This window comes from Streptomyces sp. NPDC046915, from assembly GCF_040644935.1.
Classification (GTDB): Bacteria; Actinomycetota; Actinomycetes; order Streptomycetales; family Streptomycetaceae; genus Streptomyces.
This window is the reverse complement of record NZ_JBEYXB010000018.1, coordinates 99,905-120,488: the sequence shown is the minus strand read 5'-3', so window position 1 is coordinate 120,488 and position 20,584 is coordinate 99,905. Positions and strand designations below refer to the sequence as shown.

The following is a 20,584-nucleotide window of genomic DNA, read 5'->3' as shown; positions in this document are numbered from 1 at the left end:
CCCGTGCCGAGCGTTACGAGCCGAGCAGCTGGAGGATCTTGTTGACCGCCTCGACGACCGGCTGGCCCACGGCCCCGACGGTCGCCGCGATGCCCGCGACGGCCATCAGCGCGCCGTGCCGCTGCTGTGCCGGTGCGGCCGGGTCGGCCGTGATCGCCGGCAGGGAGTCGTCGATCGCCTGGGCGCTGGCCGGCGCGACCTGTGTACGCAACTCCGCGATCAGCGCGACCAGTTCCCGCACCGCGGCCTCCAACTCGGGGGAGGCGGCGGGCGCGGCGGGCGCCGGCTGGTTCTTGACGATGCCCGTGTTGCCCTGCCCGCCGTGCATGGTCACGCTGTCGCCGAAGTAGTAGTTGTCGCCGCTCACGCGTGCCCCACCCCCACGTTGCCCGTACCGCCGTACATGTTGACGTTGTCTCCGAAGTAGTAGTTCCTGGGGTTGACCATGAGGCGGTCCACCCTGACCTGGAACTCGGTCTCGGGGTGCTCGATCGCGTGCACGATGGAGCCGACCAGCGCGTCCAGCTGGTGCGGGTCCGGGCTCGTCACCACCGCGATGGACGGGCCGGACGTCTCCACGGCCAGGACGTACTGCGTCGGCGCCGTCAGCACGGAGAACAGGTCGATCACGCTGAAGACCAGCGCGGTCACCGCGCCCAGCCACACGAACGTGACGATCCCGCCGGCCGTGTCCCGGCTCGCGATGCTCGTGATGCCGCCGAGGATCGTCAGGGCGAACGCCACCGACAGGATGATCCCCAGACGCTTCAGGAAGAGCATCGTGGCTTCCTGGCGCATCGGCTTGAGCAGGAAGGTGTGGACCCGCGTCACGTTCTCCAGCGGATACGCCGCCCCGCCGACCCACAGCAGCCGCTTGCCGACCCGCAGGTCGATGGCCGTCATCGACCGCGGTGGCTGGGCGGGCGGCGGTGGGACGTCGAACTGGCCCGGTGGTTGTGCGGGCGGCTGTTCCGTATTACTCATGCGTCCCCCTGAGGCATGGGTGATGGCACGACCCATCACACGGTCCATCACGCGTTCCATCACTGTCCGGTGGTCATTAACCACTTGAAGCGGCCTCCGGTGCAAGCCGGTATCAGTGGTCAACTGTGTGGCTCGTGTGGAGAGTTGTGTTGGCGGGGTGCCTGGCGGTCGCCCCCCTATGCTGGGCGTTCCCGCACAGGCAGAGGACGTACGCCGGGAGGCATTTGTGGCAGCGCTGGAGCCGGACGACCCGGGCTCCGTCGGGGACTACCGGCTGCTGAGCCGGCTCGGAGCGGGCGGCATGGGCCAGGTCTTCCTCGGCCGCTCCCCGGGCGGGCGGCTCGTCGCGGTCAAGGTGGTGCACGCCGAGCTGCTGCGCAGACCGGAGTTCCGCTCCCGCTTCCGCCGCGAGGTCGAGGCCGCCCGGCTGGTCAGCGGCGCCTTCACCGCCCCGGTGATCGACGCCGACCCGGACGCGCCGCTGCCCTGGCTGGTCACCAGCTACATCGCCGGACCGTCGCTGGAGCAGGCGGTCGCCGAGCGGGGCCCGATGGACGCGGGGGCGGTGCGGGCCCTGGCGGCCGGGCTGGCCGAGGCGCTGGTGTCGATCCACGCCGTGAACCTCGTCCACCGCGACCTCAAGCCCTCCAACGTGCTGCTCGCCGAGGACGGGCCGCGCGTCATCGACTTCGGCATCGTGCGCAGCGTCGAGGCCGACTCGATCACCAGGACCGGGCACATGGCGGGCTCGCCGGGGTTCATGTCCCCCGAGCAGGTCAACGGCGAGCCGGTCACCCCGGCCGCCGACGTCTTCTGCCTCGGTGCGGTCCTGGCCTTCGCGGCGACCGGCGACAACCCCTTCGGCGGCGGACCGACACCCGCCCTGCTCTACCGCGTCGTGCACAACGAACCGCAGGTCGACCGCATAGCCGACCCGGCCCTGCGCTCCCTGATCGCCGCGTGTCTGGCCAAGGCCCCCGGGGACCGCCCCACACCACGGGAGATCCTCGCCCGGATCGGCCCGGTCGACGGGGAGACCGCGACCACCCGGCTGCGCCCGATCCGACCACAGCCGGCCCCCGCCGCGACCCCCGCCGCCGCGACCCTCTACCCCCAGGCGCCGCCCGCCACGGACCGCCCCACGCGCCCGGCCACCCGACTCGACACCACCTCGCCACCACCCGGCCCACTCGGCACGCCGACCGCCCCCGGCGCCCATGGCGGCGGCACCCGCGGCACCCGCCGTGCCTTCCTGCTCGCCGGGGTCGGCGCGGTCGCCGCGGCCGGGACCGGGGCCGCGTTCTGGTTCGGCCGGTCCATGGTCGGCGCGGAAGACACCGACGAGGGCCCCCGCCGGGCGCCTGCCCCAGGCGGCGCCTCTCCGTCGGCCACCGCCCGCCCGCAGGCGTCGGCGATCGGTGTCTGGCCGCTCGACGAGACCTCCGGCACGCTCGCCAGGGACACCGCGGGCGGCGACAACGGCACCGCGACCGGCGTCGGGTGGCGTTCCGGCAAGGACGGCGCCGCGGAGTTCGACGGAAAGACCAGCCAGATCGTCACGGCGGGCCCGGTGCTCAGGACCGGCGCCGGGCAGGGTTTCACGGTCTCGGCCTGGGTCTGCCTGTCCGCCGTGCCGGGCTTCTTCGCCACCGCCGTCAGCCAGGAGGAGACCCCTGGCGACAGCGGTGACAGCGGCTTCTTCCTCCAGTACTCGAGCGAGGACAACCGCTGGGCCTTTTCCCGCCCCGGCGTGCGCGCGGTCGGCTACACGGTCCCCGCCGCGGCCACCTGGACCCACCTGGCCGGCGTCTGCGACGGAGCCGCCGGCAAGCTGCGGCTCTACGTCGACGGCGTGCAGGAAGCGGCGATCACCGACACCCACCCGACCGCCGCCACCGGCTCCCTGGTGATCGGCCGCGCGAAGTTCGGCGGCAAGCCCAGCGACTTCTTCCCCGGCGCCATCAAGGACGTCCGGGTCTTCGACCGGGCCCTGACCCCGGCACGGATCAAGAACCTGCCGTGACCCGCTCAGTCCCCCTTGGGATCGTCCTTGTTCAGGGACTTCAGGAACTCGGGGTTGTCGTCGGGCGCCACCCAGCGGCCCCCGCCCCCGCCCTGGCCCCCGTCCGGGCCGCCCGCACGGGCACCGCGGTTCTTACCGGCGATCAGCCAGGCCACCGGGCCGACGAGCACCTCGCCGAAGAGCAGGATGACGATCACCCAGATCACCTTCGGCAGCGCCCGCACCTCCTCCTCGGGGGTGTTCAGGCAGTCCACGAAGGCAAAGATCCACAGCGCCAGGACCAGCAGGAGCGGCAGATACCTGAGCATGACCGTGCGATCTCCTCGCGAAGTGGGACGACCCCGATGACCGGGCCAGGGTAGCGGTTAGCCCAAAGCCGCGGTTTCCGCGCCCGCACGGGGCCGTTGGCGGACAGGGCGCCGACCTCGTCGTGATCCCGCGCCGCCCGCCGACCCGGTGGCCGGGCCGGCTCGGCCAAGCCCTCCGACACGGTCGGACGCGGCTGCGAGCGGGGCGCGCGTCGGTGGCGGACGGGTCTCCGCGATACTGGGACGCATGGCTTACGACGATCTTCGCTCCCTGCTCAGGGCACTGGAGCGCGACGGAGACCTCAAGCGCATCAAGGCCGAGGTCGACCCGTATCTGGAGGTCGGGGAGATCGTCGACCGGGTGCAGAAGTCCGGCGGCCCCGCCCTGCTCTTCGAGAACGTGAAGGGCTCCGCGATGCCGCTGGCGATGAACGTCTTCGGCACCGACCGCCGGCTGCTGAAGGCGCTCGGCCTGAAGTCGTACGGCGAGATCAGCGACAAGATCGGCGGCCTGCTGCGCCCCGAACTGCCGCACGGCTTCGTCGGCGTGCGCGAGGCCTTCGGAAAGCTCGGCGCGATGACGCACGTACCGCCGAAGAAGGTGAAGTCCGACAACGCGCCCGTGCAGGAAGTCGTCCTGCACGGCGACGAGGTGGACCTCGACCGGCTCCCCGCGCTCTTCACCTGGCCCAAGGACGGCGGCTCCTTCTTCAACCTGGGCCTGACCCACACCAAGGACCCGGAGACGGGCGTCCGCAACCTCGGTCTGTACCGCCTCCAGCGCCACGACAGGCGCACCATCGGCATGCACTGGCAGATCCACAAGGACAGCCGCAACCACTACCAGGTCGCGGCCCGCAAGGGTGAACGCCTCCCGGTCGCCATCGCCTTCGGCTGCCCCCCTGCCGTCACCTACGCCTCCACCGCCCCCCTCCCCGGCGACATCGACGAGTACCTCTTCGCCGGGTTCATCGCGGGCAGGCGCATCGAGATGGTCGACTGCAAGACGGTCCCGCTCCAGGTCCCGGCGAACGCCGAAGTCGTACTGGAGGGCTGGCTGGAGCCTGGCGAGATGCTCCCCGAGGGACCCTTCGGCGACCACACCGGCTTCTACACCCCGCAGGAACCCTTCCCCGCGCTGAAGATCGACTGCGTGACGATGCGCCGCCGCCCCCTGCTCCAGTCGATCGTCGTGGGCAGGCCCCCGACGGAGGACGGCCCCCTGGGCCGCGCGACGGAACGCTTCTTCCTCCCCCTGCTGAAGATCATCGTCCCGGACATCGTGGACTACCACCTGCCCGAGGCCGGCGGCTTCCACAACTGCGCGATCGTCTCGATCGACAAGAAGTATCCCAAGCACGCGCAGAAGGTGATGCACGCGATCTGGGGGGCGCACATGATGTCGCTCACCAAGCTGATCGTGGTCGTCGACTCGGACTGCGACGTCCACGACCTCCACGAGGTCGCCTGGCGGGCCCTCGGCAACACCGACTACGCCCGCGACCTGACGGTGGCCGAGGGTCCCGTCGACCACCTCGACCACGCCTCCTACCAGCAGTTCTGGGGCGGCAAGGCGGGCATCGACGCGACGAAGAAGTGGCCCGAGGAGGGCTACACGCGCGACGGGGGGTGGCCGGACATGGTCCTGTCGGACCCGGATACGGCGGCTCTGGTGGACCGCCGCTGGAAGGAGTACGGCCTGTGAGCAGCGCGTCAGCCGCGATCCCCCAGCCGGGGCGCACCAAGGCGTTCCTGCGTCTGGTGATGATCGAGCACTCCGTCTTCGCGCTCCCCTTCGCCTATATCGCCTCCCTCACCGCGATGTTCCAGTGGGACAGGAACATCCACTGGGGCCGGCTGCTGCTCGTCACGATCTGCATGGTGGGCCTGCGCACCTTCGCGATGGCGGTCAACCGGATCATCGACCGCGAGATCGACGCCCGGAACCCCCGCACGGCCCACCGCGAGCTGGTGACCGGCGCGATGTCCGTCCGGCACGCCTGGACCGGCGCCCTGGTCGCCCTGGTGGTCTTCCTCGGCGCGGCGGCCCTGCTGAACCCCCTGTGCCTGGCCCTGGCCCCCATCGCCGTGATCCCGATGGTGGTCTACCCCTACGGCAAACGCTTCACGAACTTCCCCCAGGCCATCCTGGGCCTCGCCCAGGCGATGGGCCCGGTCGGCGGCTGGCTCGCGATCAGCGGCGAGTGGTCCTGGAACGCGGTGATCCTCGGCCTCGCCGTCGGCGTCTGGATCGGCGGCTTCGACCTGATCTACGCCTGCCAGGACGTCGAGACCGACCGTGAGATCGGCGTCATGTCGGTCCCGGCCCGTTTCGGCATCCCCGCCGCAGTCTGGGGCGCCCGCGCCTGCCACACGGTGACGACGGCCCTGTTCGTCTGGTACGCCCTCGCCACCCACGCCGGGGCGTTCTTCTGGCTGGGCCTGCTGATCGTCGCGGGGGCCTTCGTGTACGAGCACCGGATCGTCCGCCCCCACGACCTGACCCGCCTGAACAGGGCGTTCTTCCAGGTCAACGGCTTCATCGGCATCGCCCTGTTCGTGTGCGCCCTGCTCGATCTGCTGGTGCGCGGCCTCACGGTGTAGCCCGTTCGGGTGAGGGCCGTTTCCCGGCGGGCCCGGCCGGGGCCCCGGACAGCCCCCCCCACCCGCCCTGAACACCGCTCGCCCCGCCGGTACGCTCAAGATGTGAACGCAGGAGAAACGCAGCGCGTGCCTTGGATCGTGGGGGTGTCCGGAGCGTCGGGGACGCCGTACGCCGCTGCCGTGCTGCGGGCGTTGCTGGAGGCGGGGGAGTCGGTCGACCTCGTGGTGTCGAGGGCGTCGCGGCTCACGCTGCTGGACGAGACGGGGATCTCGTTCCGGGACGCGCACTGGCGGGACGACCTGCGGGAATGGCTGGCCAGGGGAGCCGACGGCAAGCCGGGCACGTTCGAGGTGGACGTGGACGGGGTGCGGTACTGGAGCGCGGGCGACCTGGCGGCGGGGCCGTCCTCGGGGTCGTACCCGGCGAAGGGCATGCTGATCGTGCCCGCCTCCACCGCCTGCGTGGCCGGGGTCGCGCTCGGGCTGTCGAAGGATCTGCTGCAACGGGCCGCGAGCGTCACCCTCAAGGAGCGCCGGGGGCTCGTCGTGGCCGTACGGGAGACCCCGCTGAACGGGCAGACGCTGCGTCACCTGGTCGCCCTGGACGACGCGGGCGCGACCGTGGTCCCCGCCTCCCCGGCCTTCTACGCGGGCGCCACCCACATCCAGGACCTGGTGGACTTCGTCGCCGGACGCGTCCTCGACGCGGCGGGCGTGGAGCACCGCCTCTACCGCCGCTGGCAGGGGGAGCTGGGCGGCGGCACAACTCGTACGACATGAGCGGCAGTACGCAGTAGCAGTACCTCTCATCACTCCAAGAACTTTTCACCGGAAGGCTTCGATCGCATGGACGCGGTGGACAGGCAGCTCATCCAGGCCCTGAGGGAGAACGGCCGGGCCTCCTACGCGGAGCTGGGGCGCCTCGTCGGCCTGTCGGGACCCAGCGTCACCGACCGCATCAACCGGCTGGAGGCGGCCGGCGTCATCACCGGCTACCGGGCCACCGTCGACTCCGCCTCCCTCGGCCTCGGCGTCACCGCCCTGATCGGCATCTCGCTCTCCGACGCCGTCGACCACGAGGACGTGGCCGGCCGGCTGAAGGACCTGCCGGAGATCGAGGACTGCTGGTTCATCGCGGGCGACGACTCCTACATGCTCAAGGTGCGCTCCACGGACGTGGACGGGCTGGAGAAGACCATCCGCCGGCTCAGCGGGACGAAGGGCGTCTCGCGGACCCGTACCACCATCGTGCTGTCCACGAAGTGGGAGAACCGGGTCGGAGAGCTGCCGGAAGAGGTGTAGGCGTACGGTTGGTCAGGCTGTCTAGGAAAGGTGTTGGCATGGACGTCGGGCTCAAGCGCGAGCTGGAGGAGAAGGCCCGCTCCGGTGAGCGGCTGACCCGCGAGGACGGCATCGCGCTGTACGAGTCGGACGACCTGGCCTGGCTCGGCGGACTCGCCCACGAGGTGCGGACGCGGAAGAACGGCGACGTCGTCCACTTCAACGTCAACCGGCACCTCAACATGACCAACGTGTGCACGGCGTCCTGCGCCTACTGCTCGTTCCAGCGCAAGCCGGGCGAGAAGGACGCGTACACGATGCGCATCGAGGAGGCGGTGAAGCTCGCCAAGGCGATGGAGTCGGAGAACCTCACCGAGCTGCACATCGTCAACGGGCTGCACCCCAACCTGCCCTGGCGGTACTACCCGCGCTCCCTGCGCGAGCTGAAGGCCGCCCTGCCGAACGTCTCGCTGAAGGCCTTCACCGCCACCGAGATCCACCACTTCGAGACCATCTCGGGGCTGTCCGCGTCCGAGATCCTCGACGAGCTCATCGACGCCGGCCTGGAGTCCCTCACCGGCGGCGGCGCGGAGATCTTCGACTGGGAGGTCCGGCAGCACATCGTCGACCACCGCACCCACTGGGAGGACTGGTCGCGCATCCACCGCCTGGCGCACGAGAAGGGTCTCAAGACCCCGTGCACCATGCTGTACGGCCACATCGAGGAGCCCCGCCACCGGGTCGACCACGTCCTGCGCCTGCGTGAGCTCCAGGACGAGACGAACGGCTTCCAGGTCTTCATCCCGCTGCGCTACCAGCACGACTTCGTGGACATGCAGGACGGCAAGATCCGCAACCGCCTCCAGGCGCGGACCCAGATGGCGACCGGCGCCGAGGCCCTCAAGACCTTCGCGGTCTCCCGCCTCCTCTTCGACAACGTCCCGCACGTCAAGGTCTTCTGGGTGATGCACGGCGTGCAGACCGCCCAGCTGGCCCTCCAGCACGGCGCCGACGACATGGACGGCTCGGTCGTCGAGTACAAGATCACCCACGACGCCGACAACTACGGCACCCCGAACAAGCTGACCCGCGAGGACCTCCTCGACCTCATCCGCGACGCCGGCTTCCGCCCGGTGGAACGCAACACGCGGTACGAGATCATCCGCGAGTACGACGCCCCGGACCCACTGCGCCGGGAGTCGCCGCAGCCGATGCGGGTCTGACGTGACGCCGCCATGCCGGACGGGTACCCGTCCGGCATGGTCACCACGAAGGCCCCCGAGGACGCCTACACCGCAGACCCCTTCGTACCGGACCGCACCGCCGGCCTGGACGGCCTCCGCGAGGCCGCCGCCGGCTGCCGGGGCTGTCCCCTGCACCGGAACGCCACCCAGACGGTGTTCGGCGCGGGCAGCGCACACGCTCGGGTGATGCTCGTGGGCGAACAACCCGGCGACCAGGAGGACCGGCAGGGCAGGCCCTTCGTGGGCCCCGCCGGGAAACTGCTGGACAGGGCACTCGCGGAGGCCGGCGTGAACCCGGCGGACGCGTACGTCACCAACGCCGTCAAGCACTTCAAGTTCACCCAGGCCGAGCCCCGCAAGCGCCGCATCCACAAGGCGCCGACGCTGCGCGAGATGACCGCGTGCGGGCCCTGGCTGGCGGCCGAGCTCGCGGTGGTGGAGCCGGAGCTGATCGTGGTGCTGGGCGCGACCGCGGGTAAGGCGCTGCTCGGGTCCTCGTTCAGGGTGACCGAGGTGCGCGGGACCGTGCTGGAGCGGGAGATCCACGGGCGGCCGGAGCGGCTGGTGCCGACGGTGCACCCGTCGGCGGTGCTGCGGGCGGAGGACCGGGAGGGCGCGTACCGGGGGCTGGTGGCGGATCTGAAGGTGGCCGCGCAGGCACTCGGATAAGGGTGTGCGACCACGTAGGTAAGGGATAGCATCCCCGCGTGCCTCTTACCTTCACTCTCGACCCAGCCGTCACCCCCGCCCTCCGCGACGGCGTCCTCGACCTGTGGACCGACGTCTCCAACGCCGGCGGAGCCGTCGGCTTCGTGGCCCCCGTGGCGCGCGAGGAGATACGCCCGGAGCTGGTGAAACACCTCACAGCGATGGCCGAGGGACGCCACCGGCTGCTGGTCGGCCACGACGAGACGGGCGAGGTGGTCGCGACGGCGTTCTTCTCCTTCAACACGCACCGGCTGATGACGCACTGGGTGTGGCTGTACACGGTGATGGTGCACCCGAAGCACCAGGGCCAGGGCTACGGCCGTGACCTGCTGGCCGCCGCCGAGGACGCCGCCCGCGGCTTCGAGGGCGTCGACGCGATACGGCTCACCTGCCGCGGCGGACTCGGCCTGGAGCGGTTCTACGGCTCCTGCGGCTACAAGGAGGTCGGCCGGGTCCCCGCCGCGATCCGCGTCGCACCTGGCGACGACCGGGACGACATCACCATGCTCCTGCCGCTGCGGTGATGCGTCCCACCCCGGTCCAAGATCGGCCGCCGGGCGTGCTTCACTGGACGGTGCCCCTTTTCGTAATCGGAAGACTGGATTGAGATGCTCCGCTACACGCTGATGCGCCTCGGGATCTTCGCGGGCTGCCTCGTGGTCGTCTGGGGCGCCGTCTACTCCGGCATCTTCCCGCGAGGCTTCGGCGACTCGAACTTCCTGTGGGTCCTGCTGCTGTCCATGGTGCTCTCGGCGCCGATCAGCTGGGTGGTGCTGCGCAGGGAGCGGGACCGCGCCTCCGAGCAGATCGTGGACCGTGTCGACCGCGCGAAGGCCAACCTGGAGGCGAACCGCAGCCAGGAGGACCTCGCCGACGACAGCGCGCGGGCGCAGGGCCAGACGTCCTGAGGGAGACCTCCTGAGGGCAAGCCGAGAGGCGTGAGCGGTTCCCCCAACTAGTCTTGCCCCATGGGTGCCGTGAAGACCAAGCGGATGCCGCGCGCTGTGCGGGAGCAGCAGATGCTCGACGCCGCCGTACGGACCTTCGGCCAGCGGGGGTACATGGCGGCGTCGATGGACGAGATCGCCGAACTGGCGGGCGTGTCCAAGCCGTTGGTGTACCTGTACCTGAACTCGAAGGAAGACCTCTTCACCGCCTGCATCCGCCGGGAGGCCGCGGCGCTGACGGAGGCCGTACGCACCGGGGTCCGGCCCGGCCTGCCCGCCGACCGTCAACTCTGGGACGGTCTCCAGGCGTTCTTCGCGCACACCGGCGAGCACCCGGACGGCTGGTCGGTGCTGCACCTCCAGGCCCGCACCCACGGCGAGCCCTTCGCCGCCGAGGCCAGGGCGATGCGCGAGGAGATCGTCGCGTTCGTCACCGAGCTGATCGCGGTCGCCGCCCGGGAGGTTCACCGGGACCCCGACCTCCCCGAGCATGAGGTCGCCGGCCTCGCCGAGGCCCTGGTCGGCGCCGCCGAGTCCCTCGCCGCCTGGGCCAACGCCACCCCGGGCGTCACCGCCCGGCAGGCCGCGGCGACCCTGATGAACTTCGCGTGGTCGGGCCTGGGCAATCTGATGGCCGGGCGGCCGTGGTCGCCGCCGGAGCCGTCGGCTCAGGGGACCAGCGCGTAGACGTCCCCGGCGACGTGCACCTTGTCGCCGCCCCGCAGCTCGAACCGCCCGCCCTGAGCCGCGTACGTCACGGCCCCCGGCAGCAGCACCGGCGCCCGGAACTCCGCCCGCACCAGCACCGCTTCCGGCGTCCCGTGCGCGGCGAGACAGCGGGCCACCGTCCACATGCCGTGCGCGATGGCGCGGGGGAAACCGAAGAGGCGGGCGGTCAGCGGGCTGAGGTGGATCGGGTTGCGGTCGCCGGACACGGCGCCGTACCGCCGCCCGACGTCACCGCCCAGCTGCCACTCCTCGGCCCTGGGCAGAGGGCCGCGCTCCGCACGCCCCCCGAAGGCCTCCGCCGAGGGGCCACCCGGAGTGCGGTGCCGTGCCAGATAGGTGCTCCGCGACTCCCACACCGTCTCCCCGTCCGCCCGTAGCTCCGTGACCACGACCGCCTCGGTGCCCCGCCGGTGCGGCGCCAACCCCTCGACGTGCACGGCGAGTTCGTACGTCGCGCCGGCCGTCAGCGCGGCACGCCGGGTCATCTCGATCGACGTGTGGACGAGCCCGAGCAGCGGCAGCGGGAAGGCGCGCCCGCTCATCAGCCGCATGGCCAGCGGGAACCCCAGCACATGCGGATACGTCACCGGCAGCGCGTCCTCGCCGGTCGGGAACCCGCACACCCGCTCGTACCCGGCCAGCCGCGTGAGGTCCACGCGCAGTCCGGGCACGACGAGCCGGTCGCGGGGGTGGTCCGCGTCCGGGCGGGGGCGCTTGAAGGGGGAGAGGAGGGCGCCGCGCAGCAGGAGCGGCGGGAGGGCGGGGAGTCCGGCGAGCTCGGTCATGCGCTACGCCCCCAGCAGGCTCTGGCCGCAGACCCGGACGACCTGCCCGTTGACCGCGCCGGAGGCCGGGTGGGCGAGCCAGGCGATGGTCTCGGCGACGTCGACGGGCAGCCCGCCCTGGGCGAGGGAGTTCATCCGCCGCCCGGCCTCCCGGATGAGCAGCGGGATCGAGGCGGTCATCGTGGTCTCGACGAATCCGGGGGCGACCGCGTTGACGGTGACCCCGTGTTCGGCCAGTGCCCGGGGCGCGAGGGACCGCACCAGCCCGGCGACCCCCGCCTTGCTCGCCCCGTAGTTCGTCTGCCCCGCGTTCCCCGCCAGCCCCGCGATCGACGCGGTGGCCACGATCCGCCCGCCGGGGCGCAGGGTGCCGCGCGCGAGCAGCGCGTCCGTCGTGCGCAGCACACTGGCGAGGTTGACCTCCAGCACGTAACTCCACCGCTCGGCGGGCATGTTGACCAGCCGCCGGTCCCGGGTGATCCCGGCGTTGTGGACGAGCACGTCGAGCCCGTCGGGCAGCGCCGCCGCGATCCGCGCACCGGCGTCGGCGGCGGTGATGTCGAGGGCGAGGGCGGTGCCGCCGAGCCGTTCGGCGACCCGGAGGGCGTGCGCCTCCGCCGCCGGTACGTCCATGACGACGACCCGGGCGCCGTCCCGCGCCAGCGTCCCGGCGACCGCCTCCCCGATCCCGCGTGCGGCGCCGGTGACCAGAGCGGTGCGCCCGGCGAGGGGCCGCTCCCAGTCGTCGGGGGCGGTGATCCGTGCCTCGCCGGTGCCGATGACCTGGCCGCTGACGTAGGCGGACTTGGGGGAGAGCAGGAAGCGCAGGGTGGACTCGGCGGCCACCGCGTCGGTGAGCCGGACCAGGTTGACGGTCCTGCCCCGCCCGATCTCCTTGCCCAGCGAGCGGGTGAAGCCCTCCAGGGCCTGCTGGGCGGCGGCCTGGTGGTGGTCGGCGGGGTCGAGCGGGGCGCCCAGCACCACCACCCGGCCGCTCGCGGCGAGCGACCGCACGACAGGGTGCAGCGCCCCGTGCACCTCGCCCAGCGTCTCGACGTCCCGCACGCCGGTGGCGTCGAGGACGACGGCGGCGGGCTTCCCCGAGCCCGAGCCCGAGCCCGTGCCCGCCGTGAGCCCCGTACGAGCGAGGACGGGAGCGAGGTCCAGGTCGGACTTCCCGGCGGTGAGGTGGAGCAGCGGACCGTCCAGGGAGCTCTCCCGCTCCGACCAGCGCCGCAGCGGCGCCGGCTGCGGCAGCCCGAGCCGGCGGGTCAGGAAGCGGCCGGGCGCGGTGCCGGTGAAGCTCAGGTAGCGGTCGGCCATCTGACGACTCCCAGGGGCTCAATTGCTTACTCTGGAGTAAGGTTACCGATGGTAAGCCTATGTCAGGGTTCATGGTGAGGAAAAGGTCGAGAACGTGAGTGCCCGTCACGTAACCCCCGAGACTGCACAGGCCTGGCGCCGGACCATCCCCGAACCCCCACAAACCCACCACAGGAGCCTCGTACGATCACCTGCCTAACCGTCGGTAACCCCTTTCTGCGGCAGGCCGCCGGTGAACGCCTCGGTGTGCGAGGTACGTACGTAATTGCAGCAAGCACTTCGCGCTGCACGCCCGAGGAGCCGCCCGTGTCCACCCCGTACCCGAACGGCGCCCCCGTCTCCGTCGGCGCCCCGATATCCGTCGGCGCCGCTGTCCACGCCACCGACTACGACGGCGTACCGATCCTCGTCGAGCCCGAGACGCGGCGCCTGAACGGGGAGGTACGGGAGGTGTCCGTCCCGCCGTTCGCCCCGCCGGTCACCCACGGATCCCTGGCGGACCTGCCGTTCGACAACGCGGAGGCGGACCCCGGCGCCGTCGTCCTCAGCCGCAGGACCTCCGACGGCGACTGGCAGGACGTGACGGCCAACCAGTTCGCCGACCAGGTACTGGCGGTGGCGAAGGGCCTGATCGCCGAGGGCCTCATGCCCGGCGACCGGATCGCCGTCATGGCCCGCACGACGTACGAGTGGACCCTGCTGGACTTCGCCGCCTGGGCGGCCGGACTGGTCACCGTCCCCGTCTATCCCACCTCCTCGGTCTTCCAGACCCGCTGGATCCTCCAGGACTCCGGCGCCGTCGCCCTCGTCACCGAGACCACCGGGCAGGCCGCCGCCGTCGGCCCCGAACTCGAACGCCTCCCCGACCTGCGCCACGTGTGGGTGATGGAGAAGGACCACGTGGAGCGCCTGGGCGAGGTCGGCGCCCCGTACCCGGACGCGGAGGTCGCCGTACGCCGGGGCATGCTCGTCCCCGACACGCTCGCCACCCTCATCTACACCTCCGGCACCACCGGCCGCCCCAAGGGCTGCGCCCTCTCGCACGGCAACTTCTTCGCCGAGGTCGACAACGCCATCGAACTCCTCCACCCGGTCTTCAAGGCGAAGTCCGACGAGGAGGCGTCGGTGCTGCTGTTCCTGCCGATGTCCCACGTCTTCGGCCGGATGGTCGCCATCGCCTGCGTCCGGGCCCGGGTACGGCTCGGGCACGCCCCCAGCCTGAAGGCGGAGGACCTGCTCCCCGACCTGGCCGCCTTCCGCCCGACCTGCCTCCTGACCATCCCCTACATGCTGGAGAAGGTCTTCAACTCCGCCCGCGCCAAGGCGGAGGCGGGCGGACGCCTCTCCACCTTCGACCGCGCGGCCGCCACCGCCATCCGCTACGGCGAGGCCCTCGAAGCCCGCCAGACCGGCACCGGCGGCGGCCCCAGCCGCTCCCTGAAGGCCGGCCGCACCCTCTACGACCCCCTGGTCTACCGCCGTATCCGCAACGCCATGGGCGGCAGAGTGCGGTACGCGATCTGCGGCGGCTCCCCGCTCGGCCGCCGCCTCGCCGCGTTCTACGCCGGCGCCGGCATCGAGATCTTCGAGGGCTACGGCCTCACCGAGACCACCGCGGCCTCCACGGTCACCCCACCCCTCAAACCCCGCCTCGGCACCGTCGGCTGGCCCCTGCCCGGCACCAGGGTCCGCATCGCCGCCGACGGCGAGATCCTGATCTCCGGCGACCACGTGCTCCGCGGCTACTGGGACCCCCAGGCCGGCGGAGTCGTCCCCGCCACCCGGGACGGCTGGCTGGCCACCGGTGACATAGGCGAACTGGACGACGAGGGCTACCTCACCATCACCGGCCGCAAGAAGGAACTCCTCATCACGGCCGGCGGCAAGTCAGTCGCCCCCGCCCCGATGGAGAACTGGATCCGCGCCCACCCCCTGATCTCCCAGTGCATGCTGGTCGGCGACGGCCGCCCCTACGTCGGCGCCCTCTTCACCCTCGACCCCGACGGCATCACCCACTGGCGCCAGATGAACGGCAAGCACCCCGTGCCGCCCGAACTCCTCATCGGCGACGCGGAACTCTCCGCCATCCTGCAACGGGCCGTGGACGAGGCCAACAAGCTGGTCTCCCGCCCGGAGTCCATCCGGCGGTTCGCCGTCCTCCCCGTCGACTTCACCGAGGAGGCCGGCCACCTCACCCCCTCGATGAAGCTCCGCCGCGAGGCGATCATGCGGGACTTCGCCACACAGGTGGAGGAGCTGTACAGCTGAGACGGCCGCTCCCCGCAGGGCTCACCCGACCGCCCCATCCCGCTTAGCCCACCTGGCCCACCAGCGGGTGCGGATCACGGGTCCCCGCCTCCTGCCGTGTTTCCATCGCGCCAGGAGGCATATGACATGACTGACGACAGGCAGAAGCACCCCGAAGTCCCGTTCATCCCGTCCCGGCGCCGCATCCTGGCCACCGCCGCGTTCGCCCCCGTACTTCCCGCGTCGATGGCCGGAATCGCGCACGCGGCAGCCCGCACCACGGGAGCCCGCACGCTCGTCGAGCCCGTGCTGACCCAGCTGTCCGACTGGACGGACGTCGGCCAGGCCCTGGGCGGCCCCGGCGACATGAAGCGGTTCATGTACCACACCGGTCTCCCACGCCGGGACCTGAAGGTGTACTCACGCGGCGTCAGGATCGACGCCTCCCTCGCCCTCGGCACCCACGTGTCCTTCGTCCGCTACTCCGACGGCAGCACGCTGCTCATGGGCGACGTGGTGCTCACCGAGCCGGAACTCCAGCCGTTCATCGACGTCCTCCAGCAGCACGGCATCATGACGACCGCGATCCACAAGCACCTGCTCGCACAGCGGCCCGACATCTGGTGGGTGCACGTGCACGCCCACGGCCAGGACCCGGTGTCCGTCGCCCACGGCCTGCGCACCGCGTTCGACCGCACCGGCACCCCACGGCCGGAGGCGGCCACCGCCACCTCCCTGCCGCCCCTCGACATGGACACCGCCGCCGTCGACGCCGCGATCGGCGTGGCGGGCGCACGCGACGGAAACGTCTACAAGAGCACCTTCGTCCGCAAGGAGAAGATCACCGACGGCCATCTGATCCTCCCCCCGGGCCTGGGCTCCACCACCTCCGTCAACTACCAGCCCATCGGCGGCGGCCGGGTCGCGATCAGCGGCGACTTCGTCATGGTCGCCCGAGAGGTCCAGGACTCCCTCGTCGCCCTCCGCCGCGCCGGCATCGACCTCGTCGAGCTCCACCACCACAACCTCACCGACGAGCCCCGCCTCTTCTTCGTCCACTACTGGGCCGTCGGCGACGCCGTCCAGCTCGCCAAGGCGCTGCGCCCCGCCGTGGACGCCACCGACGTCGTACCCATGGCAGGGGTGACCGGCTGATGACCACCGACGAAGAGCCCCGCACCTGCCCCTTCGACTACAGCCGCGCCCTGGAGTTCGACCCCGAACTCGCCGCCCTCATGGAACGCGAGTCCCTGACCCGCATCCGCCTCCCGTACGGCGAGGCCGACGCCTGGCTGGTCACCGACTTCCACTCGGTCCAGCAGGTCACCGTCGACCGCCGCTTCAGCCGCGCGCAGATCATGGGCCACGACTATCCCCGGATGACCCCGGAACCCATCGTGTCCCCCGAGTCCGTCAACGTCATGGACCCGCCGCAGAGCAGCCGCGTACGCAGCCTGGTCTCCCAGGCCTTCGCCCAGGACCGCGTGGACGGCATGCGTGAACGCATCGTCCAACTGGCCGACTCACTGCTCGAAGGCATGGCGGAGGAAGGCCCGCCCACGGACCTGGTACGCCACCTCTCGGACCCGTTCCCCCAGCACACCATCCTCGACCTGCTCGGCATCCCCCAGGACGAATGGCCCCGGATGCGCGAACTCGTCCTCAAGCTCCTCGTCACCGGCCGGGACAACAAGGAGGCGGCCGCCCAGGTCAAGACCGACCTGACGGCCTACTTCCTGACCCTCGTCGAGGAGCGCCGCCGCACCCCCGGCAACGACATCATCAGCGGGATGATCGCCGCCCGGGACGGCGAGGACCAGCTCGACGACCAGGAAATGGCCGTCATGACCCTGACCCTGGTCCTCAGCGGCCAGGACACCGCCACCTGCCAGATCAGCAACATCGTGTACCTGCTGCTGACCCGCCCCGAACTGATGGACCACCTCAAGCGGCACCCGGAGACGCTGCCGGAGGTCATCCACGAACTGCTCCGGTACATCCCGTTCCGCAAGGGCGTCGGCATCCCCCGGGTGGCCCTGGAGGACGTCGAGATGGACGGCGCCGAGATCCGCGCCGGCGACTTCGTCCACGTCTCCTACCTGACCGCGAACCGCGACCCCGCCCGCTACCCCGACCCGCACGCCATCGATCTCGGCCGCCCGCAGGCCCCCCACATGACCTTCGGCTGGGGCGGCCACCGCTGCATCGGCGTGCCCTTGGCCATGGCGGAGCTGGAAGTGGCGGTAGGCCGTCTGCTGGAACGCTTCCCCCGGCTGCGGTTGGCGGTGCCGCCGGAGAAGATCCAGTGGGACGGGAAGACCATTCGCCGGTTCCCTGTGGAGCTGCCGGTGACTTGGTGAGGGGGAGGGGGAGGGGGAGGAAGGCGAGCCAGGCGGTGGGGGAGAGGGCCAGGTGAGGGGCTCCAGGGACTCGTGTCAGCCTGCCCGCCCTCGGCTCTCGACGACCGTGCCGGCGAAGGCCCGCGCCGCCGGACTGAGCGCGTCCCAGCGACGTACGGCCCACCCGACGGGAAGGGGCCGCAGCCCGGGAAGGGGAACGAGCCGGAGTTCCCCCTCCCCGGGCACGGGCAGCCCGGGTACGGCGGGCACGACGGCCCGCCCGACCCCCAGCTCGGCGAGCAGCAGGGCGGTGTCCCAGTCGGCGACGCTGGGCTCATAGGCGAGGCGCACGCCCAACTCTTCACAGGCGGCGTCGAGATGGGCGGCGGAAGCGGAGTTGGGCGGCAGCCGGATCAGCCGTACGTCACGCAGTTCGCCGGCGTCGAGGTGGGGCCGCCCGGCGAGCGGATCGTCGGCCCGTACGGCCAGTACCCAGGGCAGCTCGACCACCGCCCGCTGCTCGATCCCGCGCACGGAGGGGCCGAGGGTGATCCAGGCGAGGTCGAGCGTGCCGTCGGCGAGCGCGTCGAAGCTGCCACGGCCGGAACTGACCGTACGGAACTCAAGGTTGACGTGCGGATACCGCTGCCGGAACCGCACGACGGCGTCGGACATGAAGTGCCGCACGGTGGTGGCCCCGGTGGCGACCCGCACATACCCCCTGCGCCCGTCGACGAGGTCCCGCAACTCCCGTACGGCGAGATCGAGTCCAGCGATCCCTTCCGCGGCGGCGGCTTCGAGCACCCTCCCCGCCTGCGTAGGCACGACCCCACGGGGCTGCCGCTCCAGCAGGGCCACGCCGGTCTCCCGCTCCAGCCGCTTCACGTGCTGGCTCACCGCCGACTGCGTACACCCCAGCTCCCGGGCCACCGCGCTGAGACTCCCACCCCGGCACACGGCCACGAACACGCGCAGATCGTCGAGCGTCACGACCCCCAAGCTAACACTTGGGTCTGCCGCCAAATCCCCAGGATTGACTGGAGGGTTGGACGGTACGACGATTTCCCCAGGGCCCAGGCGGCAACCCGCTCCCGGGAAAGCGGGTGCCGACCACTCCCCCCCGAAACCCCACCCAGCCCCCGAGCGAGGGGGAGGGGCTTCAGCCACCTAGCCCGCCGCCCGGGGCTTGCGGGCGATCAGGGACGCCTGTGGGGTCGACTCGCCGACGTCCGGGTCCGACTCGCGTAGCAGCCGCGCCCGGACCTCCAGCCCCGCCGCCTCCAGCAACTCGGCGATGCGGTCGGGCTGTCGGCGGTGGAAGTCCAGGGACACCTGGTGGCCGAAGGGCTGGTCGAGATGGAGGGGCTCGTCGCCCACCTGGAAGGCCGTCAGGAGGTGGCCGCCGGGCGCCAGTACGCGGGCCAGTTCGGCGAAGAGGTCGGGGAGCCGGTCGGTAGGGGTGTGGATCACCGCCGAGTACCAGGCGACCACCCCCGCCAGCCCGCCGTCGGGCAGGTCGAGGTCCAGCATCGAGCCTTGCGAGAAGCGCAGACCGGGGTTCTCGCGCCGGGCCAGTTCCACCATGCCCGTCGAGAGGTCGACCCCGAAGACGGACAGGCCCAGCGAGTCCAGGAACGCCGTCACCTGTCCCGGCCCGCACCCCAGGTCGGCCACCTGCCCGCCGTTCCCGACGAGTTCGGCGAAACCGGTCAGCACCGCCCGGTCCAGCGGCCGCACGGCCAGCACGTCGCGGAAGTGGGCGGCGTAGTCCTCCACGATCGTGTCGTAGAAGGTCTGGGTGGTGGTCAGGAAGTCGGTGTCGGTCATGGCCGGGGACCCTAGCGGCCCCCACCGACACTCACCGGCGCCGACGGGCCCCGACCGATGCTTTCCGGCCCACCTCCGACTTCCACCGATACCGACCTACTCACCTACTCACCGCCCCGGGTCTCACCCCACCCCCACCACCCGCAACCCCCCAGTCACCACAGCCGCTCCCAACACCACCACCACAAAAGGCGCCCTCCGCCACGCCAGCACCCCCGCCACCAGCACCCCAACCGGCCGCGCCCACCCGGCGAAACCCCCGCCCTCGGTCAGCGCGCCCGTCGCCAGCATGGCGACCAGCAGGACGACCGCCCCGGCCGAGGCCAGTTCCTGTACCCGCGCCGGTATCTCCACGCGCCCGTGCAGTACGGGGCCCACCAGCCGGAAGGCGTACGTGCCCACGGCGAGGGCCAGGATCGTGGCCACCGTGGCGTTCACCGGGACACCTCCCGCCGAGTACCCGCCGGAGCGGGGCGGTGCAGCAGCAGCCCGCACAGGGCCACCAGTACCGGCACGCCGGCCGGGACGGCGGGCGTCACCGCCAGGGCGAGGGCGGCGCCGAGCAGGGCGGAGCGTCGTACCACCCGGTCCGTGCGCAGGGTGGGCAGGACCAGGGCCACCAGGACGGCGGGGAAGGCGGCGTCCAGGCCGTACCGGGCGGTGTCGCCGAGGGCGCTCCCGGCGAACGCGCCTGCCAGGACCCCGGTGTTCCAGGTGACGAACAGGCCGAGTCCGGAGATCCAGAAGGCCGTCCGGCGCAGCTCCGGGTCGCGCTGGGCGAGGGCGAAGGCCACGGTCTCGTCGGTCACCAGGTGGGCGCCGACGAGGCGGGCCAGGCGGCCCCGGCCGATGATCTCCGCGACCGCGAGACTGAAGGCGGCCGTACGGGTGTTGAGGAGCAGGCCGGTGGCCGCCGCGGCCAGCGGACCGCCGCCGGCGAGCAGCACGCCCACCGCGCTGAACTGGGCCGACCCGGCGTACACCACGAGCGACATCACCACCGGCACCCACAGCGGCAGACCGCCGGCGACGGAGACCGCGCCGAAGGAGACGCCGACGACGCCGCTGGCCAGCCAGACGAGCGAGCTGTCGCGGATCAGGGCGGTTCGGGTGCCGTTCATGGCTGTCGGTGTCGGTGTCGGTGTCGGTGTTCGGAACGGCGAACGCATGTTCTCTACAATGAACAGCAGTCACCCCGTTCGTCAAGGCGAACAGTCATACCGATGGAGCGAACG

22 protein-coding genes are annotated in these 20,584 nt (G+C 71.6%); 13 read left to right on the top strand and 9 right to left on the bottom strand.

Annotation, left to right across the window (positions count from 1 at the left end; all coding sequences use genetic code 11):
• Window positions 1-13: 13 nt before the first annotated feature.
• Window positions 14-367 (bottom strand): hypothetical protein, encoded by a 354-nt coding sequence (locus ABZ915_RS36380; RefSeq protein ID WP_361812359.1) that lies wholly within the window; start codon window positions 365-367, stop codon window positions 14-16.
• Entirely contained in the window at window positions 364-984 is a 621-nt protein-coding gene (locus ABZ915_RS36375) for a DUF6232 family protein (protein ID WP_361812357.1), read from the bottom strand. Before ABZ915_RS36375 ends, ABZ915_RS36380 begins: the two co-directional genes overlap by 4 nt.
• A 226-nt stretch (window positions 985-1,210) precedes the next feature.
• On the opposite strand from ABZ915_RS36375, the gene ABZ915_RS36370 reads away from it, so the two are divergent.
• Window positions 1,211-3,007 (top strand): LamG-like jellyroll fold domain-containing protein, encoded by a 1,797-nt coding sequence (locus tag ABZ915_RS36370; RefSeq protein ID WP_361812355.1) that lies wholly within the window; start codon window positions 1,211-1,213, stop codon window positions 3,005-3,007.
• Window positions 3,008-3,012: 5 nt separating this feature from the next.
• Here the strand turns inward: ABZ915_RS36370 and ABZ915_RS36365 are convergent, their stop codons facing one another.
• Window positions 3,013-3,315 carry a PLD nuclease N-terminal domain-containing protein gene (locus ABZ915_RS36365; RefSeq protein WP_361812354.1) on the bottom strand — a complete coding sequence of 101 codons (303 nt, stop codon included), beginning with the start codon at window positions 3,313-3,315 and terminating at the stop codon, window positions 3,013-3,015.
• Between the two features lie 247 nt (window positions 3,316-3,562).
• On the opposite strand from ABZ915_RS36365, the gene ABZ915_RS36360 reads away from it, so the two are divergent.
• The 9 genes from ABZ915_RS36360 to ABZ915_RS36320 all read left to right on the top strand — a co-directional run bounded on the left by ABZ915_RS36360 (window position 3,563) and on the right by ABZ915_RS36320 (window position 10,786).
• The gene (locus tag ABZ915_RS36360) at window positions 3,563-5,020 is read left to right on the top strand and encodes a menaquinone biosynthesis decarboxylase (protein WP_361812352.1); all 1,458 of its coding nucleotides are present in this window, start codon (window positions 3,563-3,565) and stop codon (window positions 5,018-5,020) included.
• A complete protein-coding gene (mqnP, locus tag ABZ915_RS36355) occupies window positions 5,017-5,919 on the top strand; it encodes a menaquinone biosynthesis prenyltransferase MqnP (RefSeq protein WP_361812350.1) in 903 nt (300 codons plus the stop codon). Before ABZ915_RS36360 ends, mqnP begins: the two co-directional genes overlap by 4 nt.
• A gap of 126 nt (window positions 5,920-6,045) precedes the next feature.
• Window positions 6,046-6,699: a UbiX family flavin prenyltransferase gene (locus ABZ915_RS36350; RefSeq protein ID WP_361812348.1), complete on the top strand. Its 654-nt coding sequence runs from the start codon at window positions 6,046-6,048 to the stop codon at window positions 6,697-6,699.
• A gap of 66 nt (window positions 6,700-6,765) precedes the next feature.
• Complete coding sequence (locus ABZ915_RS36345; protein WP_132856389.1) at window positions 6,766-7,221, top strand: Lrp/AsnC family transcriptional regulator; 456 nt, start codon at window positions 6,766-6,768, stop codon at window positions 7,219-7,221.
• Between the two features lie 38 nt (window positions 7,222-7,259).
• The gene (gene mqnE / locus ABZ915_RS36340; protein ID WP_361812345.1) at window positions 7,260-8,423 is read left to right on the top strand and encodes an aminofutalosine synthase MqnE; all 1,164 of its coding nucleotides are present in this window, start codon (window positions 7,260-7,262) and stop codon (window positions 8,421-8,423) included.
• Between the two features lie 36 nt (window positions 8,424-8,459).
• A complete protein-coding gene (locus ABZ915_RS36335; RefSeq protein WP_361812342.1) occupies window positions 8,460-9,113 on the top strand; it encodes a UdgX family uracil-DNA binding protein in 654 nt (217 codons plus the stop codon).
• Between the two features lie 38 nt (window positions 9,114-9,151).
• A complete protein-coding gene (locus ABZ915_RS36330) occupies window positions 9,152-9,676 on the top strand; it encodes a GNAT family N-acetyltransferase (protein WP_361812339.1) in 525 nt (174 codons plus the stop codon).
• 84 nt (window positions 9,677-9,760) lie between these two features.
• Window positions 9,761-10,060 carry a DUF4229 domain-containing protein gene (locus ABZ915_RS36325; RefSeq protein WP_361812336.1) on the top strand — a complete coding sequence of 100 codons (300 nt, stop codon included), beginning with the start codon at window positions 9,761-9,763 and terminating at the stop codon, window positions 10,058-10,060.
• 60 nt (window positions 10,061-10,120) lie between these two features.
• On the top strand, window positions 10,121-10,786 hold the full coding sequence (locus ABZ915_RS36320; RefSeq protein ID WP_361812333.1) for a TetR/AcrR family transcriptional regulator: 666 nt from the start codon (window positions 10,121-10,123) through the stop codon (window positions 10,784-10,786).
• Here ABZ915_RS36320 and ABZ915_RS36315 read toward each other — a convergent pair.
• Both ABZ915_RS36315 and ABZ915_RS36310 read right to left on the bottom strand, forming a co-directional pair.
• The gene (locus ABZ915_RS36315; RefSeq protein ID WP_361812330.1) at window positions 10,768-11,613 is read right to left on the bottom strand and encodes a MaoC/PaaZ C-terminal domain-containing protein; all 846 of its coding nucleotides are present in this window, start codon (window positions 11,611-11,613) and stop codon (window positions 10,768-10,770) included. The two genes, ABZ915_RS36320 and ABZ915_RS36315, sit on opposite strands and share 19 nt — an antisense overlap.
• Before the next feature lie 3 nt (window positions 11,614-11,616).
• A complete protein-coding gene (locus tag ABZ915_RS36310; RefSeq protein ID WP_361812327.1) occupies window positions 11,617-12,936 on the bottom strand; it encodes a 3-oxoacyl-ACP reductase in 1,320 nt (439 codons plus the stop codon).
• A 354-nt stretch (window positions 12,937-13,290) separates the two neighbouring features.
• Here ABZ915_RS36310 and ABZ915_RS36305 point away from each other — a divergent pair, with 354 nt between their 5' ends.
• The 3 genes from ABZ915_RS36305 (at window position 13,291) to ABZ915_RS36295 (ending at window position 17,543) form a co-directional block, all read left to right on the top strand.
• Complete coding sequence (locus tag ABZ915_RS36305) at window positions 13,291-15,204, top strand: AMP-binding protein (protein WP_361812516.1); 1,914 nt, start codon at window positions 13,291-13,293, stop codon at window positions 15,202-15,204.
• Between the two features lie 126 nt (window positions 15,205-15,330).
• Window positions 15,331-16,338: a DUF1259 domain-containing protein gene (locus ABZ915_RS36300; protein WP_361812324.1), complete on the top strand. Its 1,008-nt coding sequence runs from the start codon at window positions 15,331-15,333 to the stop codon at window positions 16,336-16,338.
• Window positions 16,338-17,543, top strand: a complete 1,206-nt coding sequence (locus tag ABZ915_RS36295; RefSeq protein ID WP_361812321.1) for a cytochrome P450 — start codon at window positions 16,338-16,340, stop codon at window positions 17,541-17,543. The genes ABZ915_RS36300 and ABZ915_RS36295 overlap by 1 nt, the downstream gene beginning before the upstream one ends.
• Window positions 17,544-17,618: 75 nt before the next feature.
• Here the strand turns inward: ABZ915_RS36295 and ABZ915_RS36290 are convergent, their stop codons facing one another.
• From ABZ915_RS36290 to ABZ915_RS36275, 4 genes are all read right to left on the bottom strand, one after another.
• Entirely contained in the window at window positions 17,619-18,512 is an 894-nt protein-coding gene (locus ABZ915_RS36290; RefSeq protein ID WP_361812318.1) for a LysR family transcriptional regulator, read from the bottom strand.
• A 177-nt stretch (window positions 18,513-18,689) separates the two neighbouring features.
• Window positions 18,690-19,349 (bottom strand): methyltransferase domain-containing protein, encoded by a 660-nt coding sequence (locus ABZ915_RS36285; RefSeq protein WP_361812315.1) that lies wholly within the window; start codon window positions 19,347-19,349, stop codon window positions 18,690-18,692.
• A gap of 123 nt (window positions 19,350-19,472) precedes the next feature.
• Window positions 19,473-19,787, bottom strand: coding sequence for an AzlD domain-containing protein (locus ABZ915_RS36280; RefSeq protein ID WP_361812312.1), 315 nt, complete (start codon window positions 19,785-19,787; stop codon window positions 19,473-19,475).
• The gene (locus ABZ915_RS36275; protein WP_361812309.1) at window positions 19,784-20,470 is read right to left on the bottom strand and encodes an AzlC family ABC transporter permease; all 687 of its coding nucleotides are present in this window, start codon (window positions 20,468-20,470) and stop codon (window positions 19,784-19,786) included. Before ABZ915_RS36275 ends, ABZ915_RS36280 begins: the two co-directional genes overlap by 4 nt.
• Window positions 20,471-20,584: the final 114 nt, after the last annotated feature.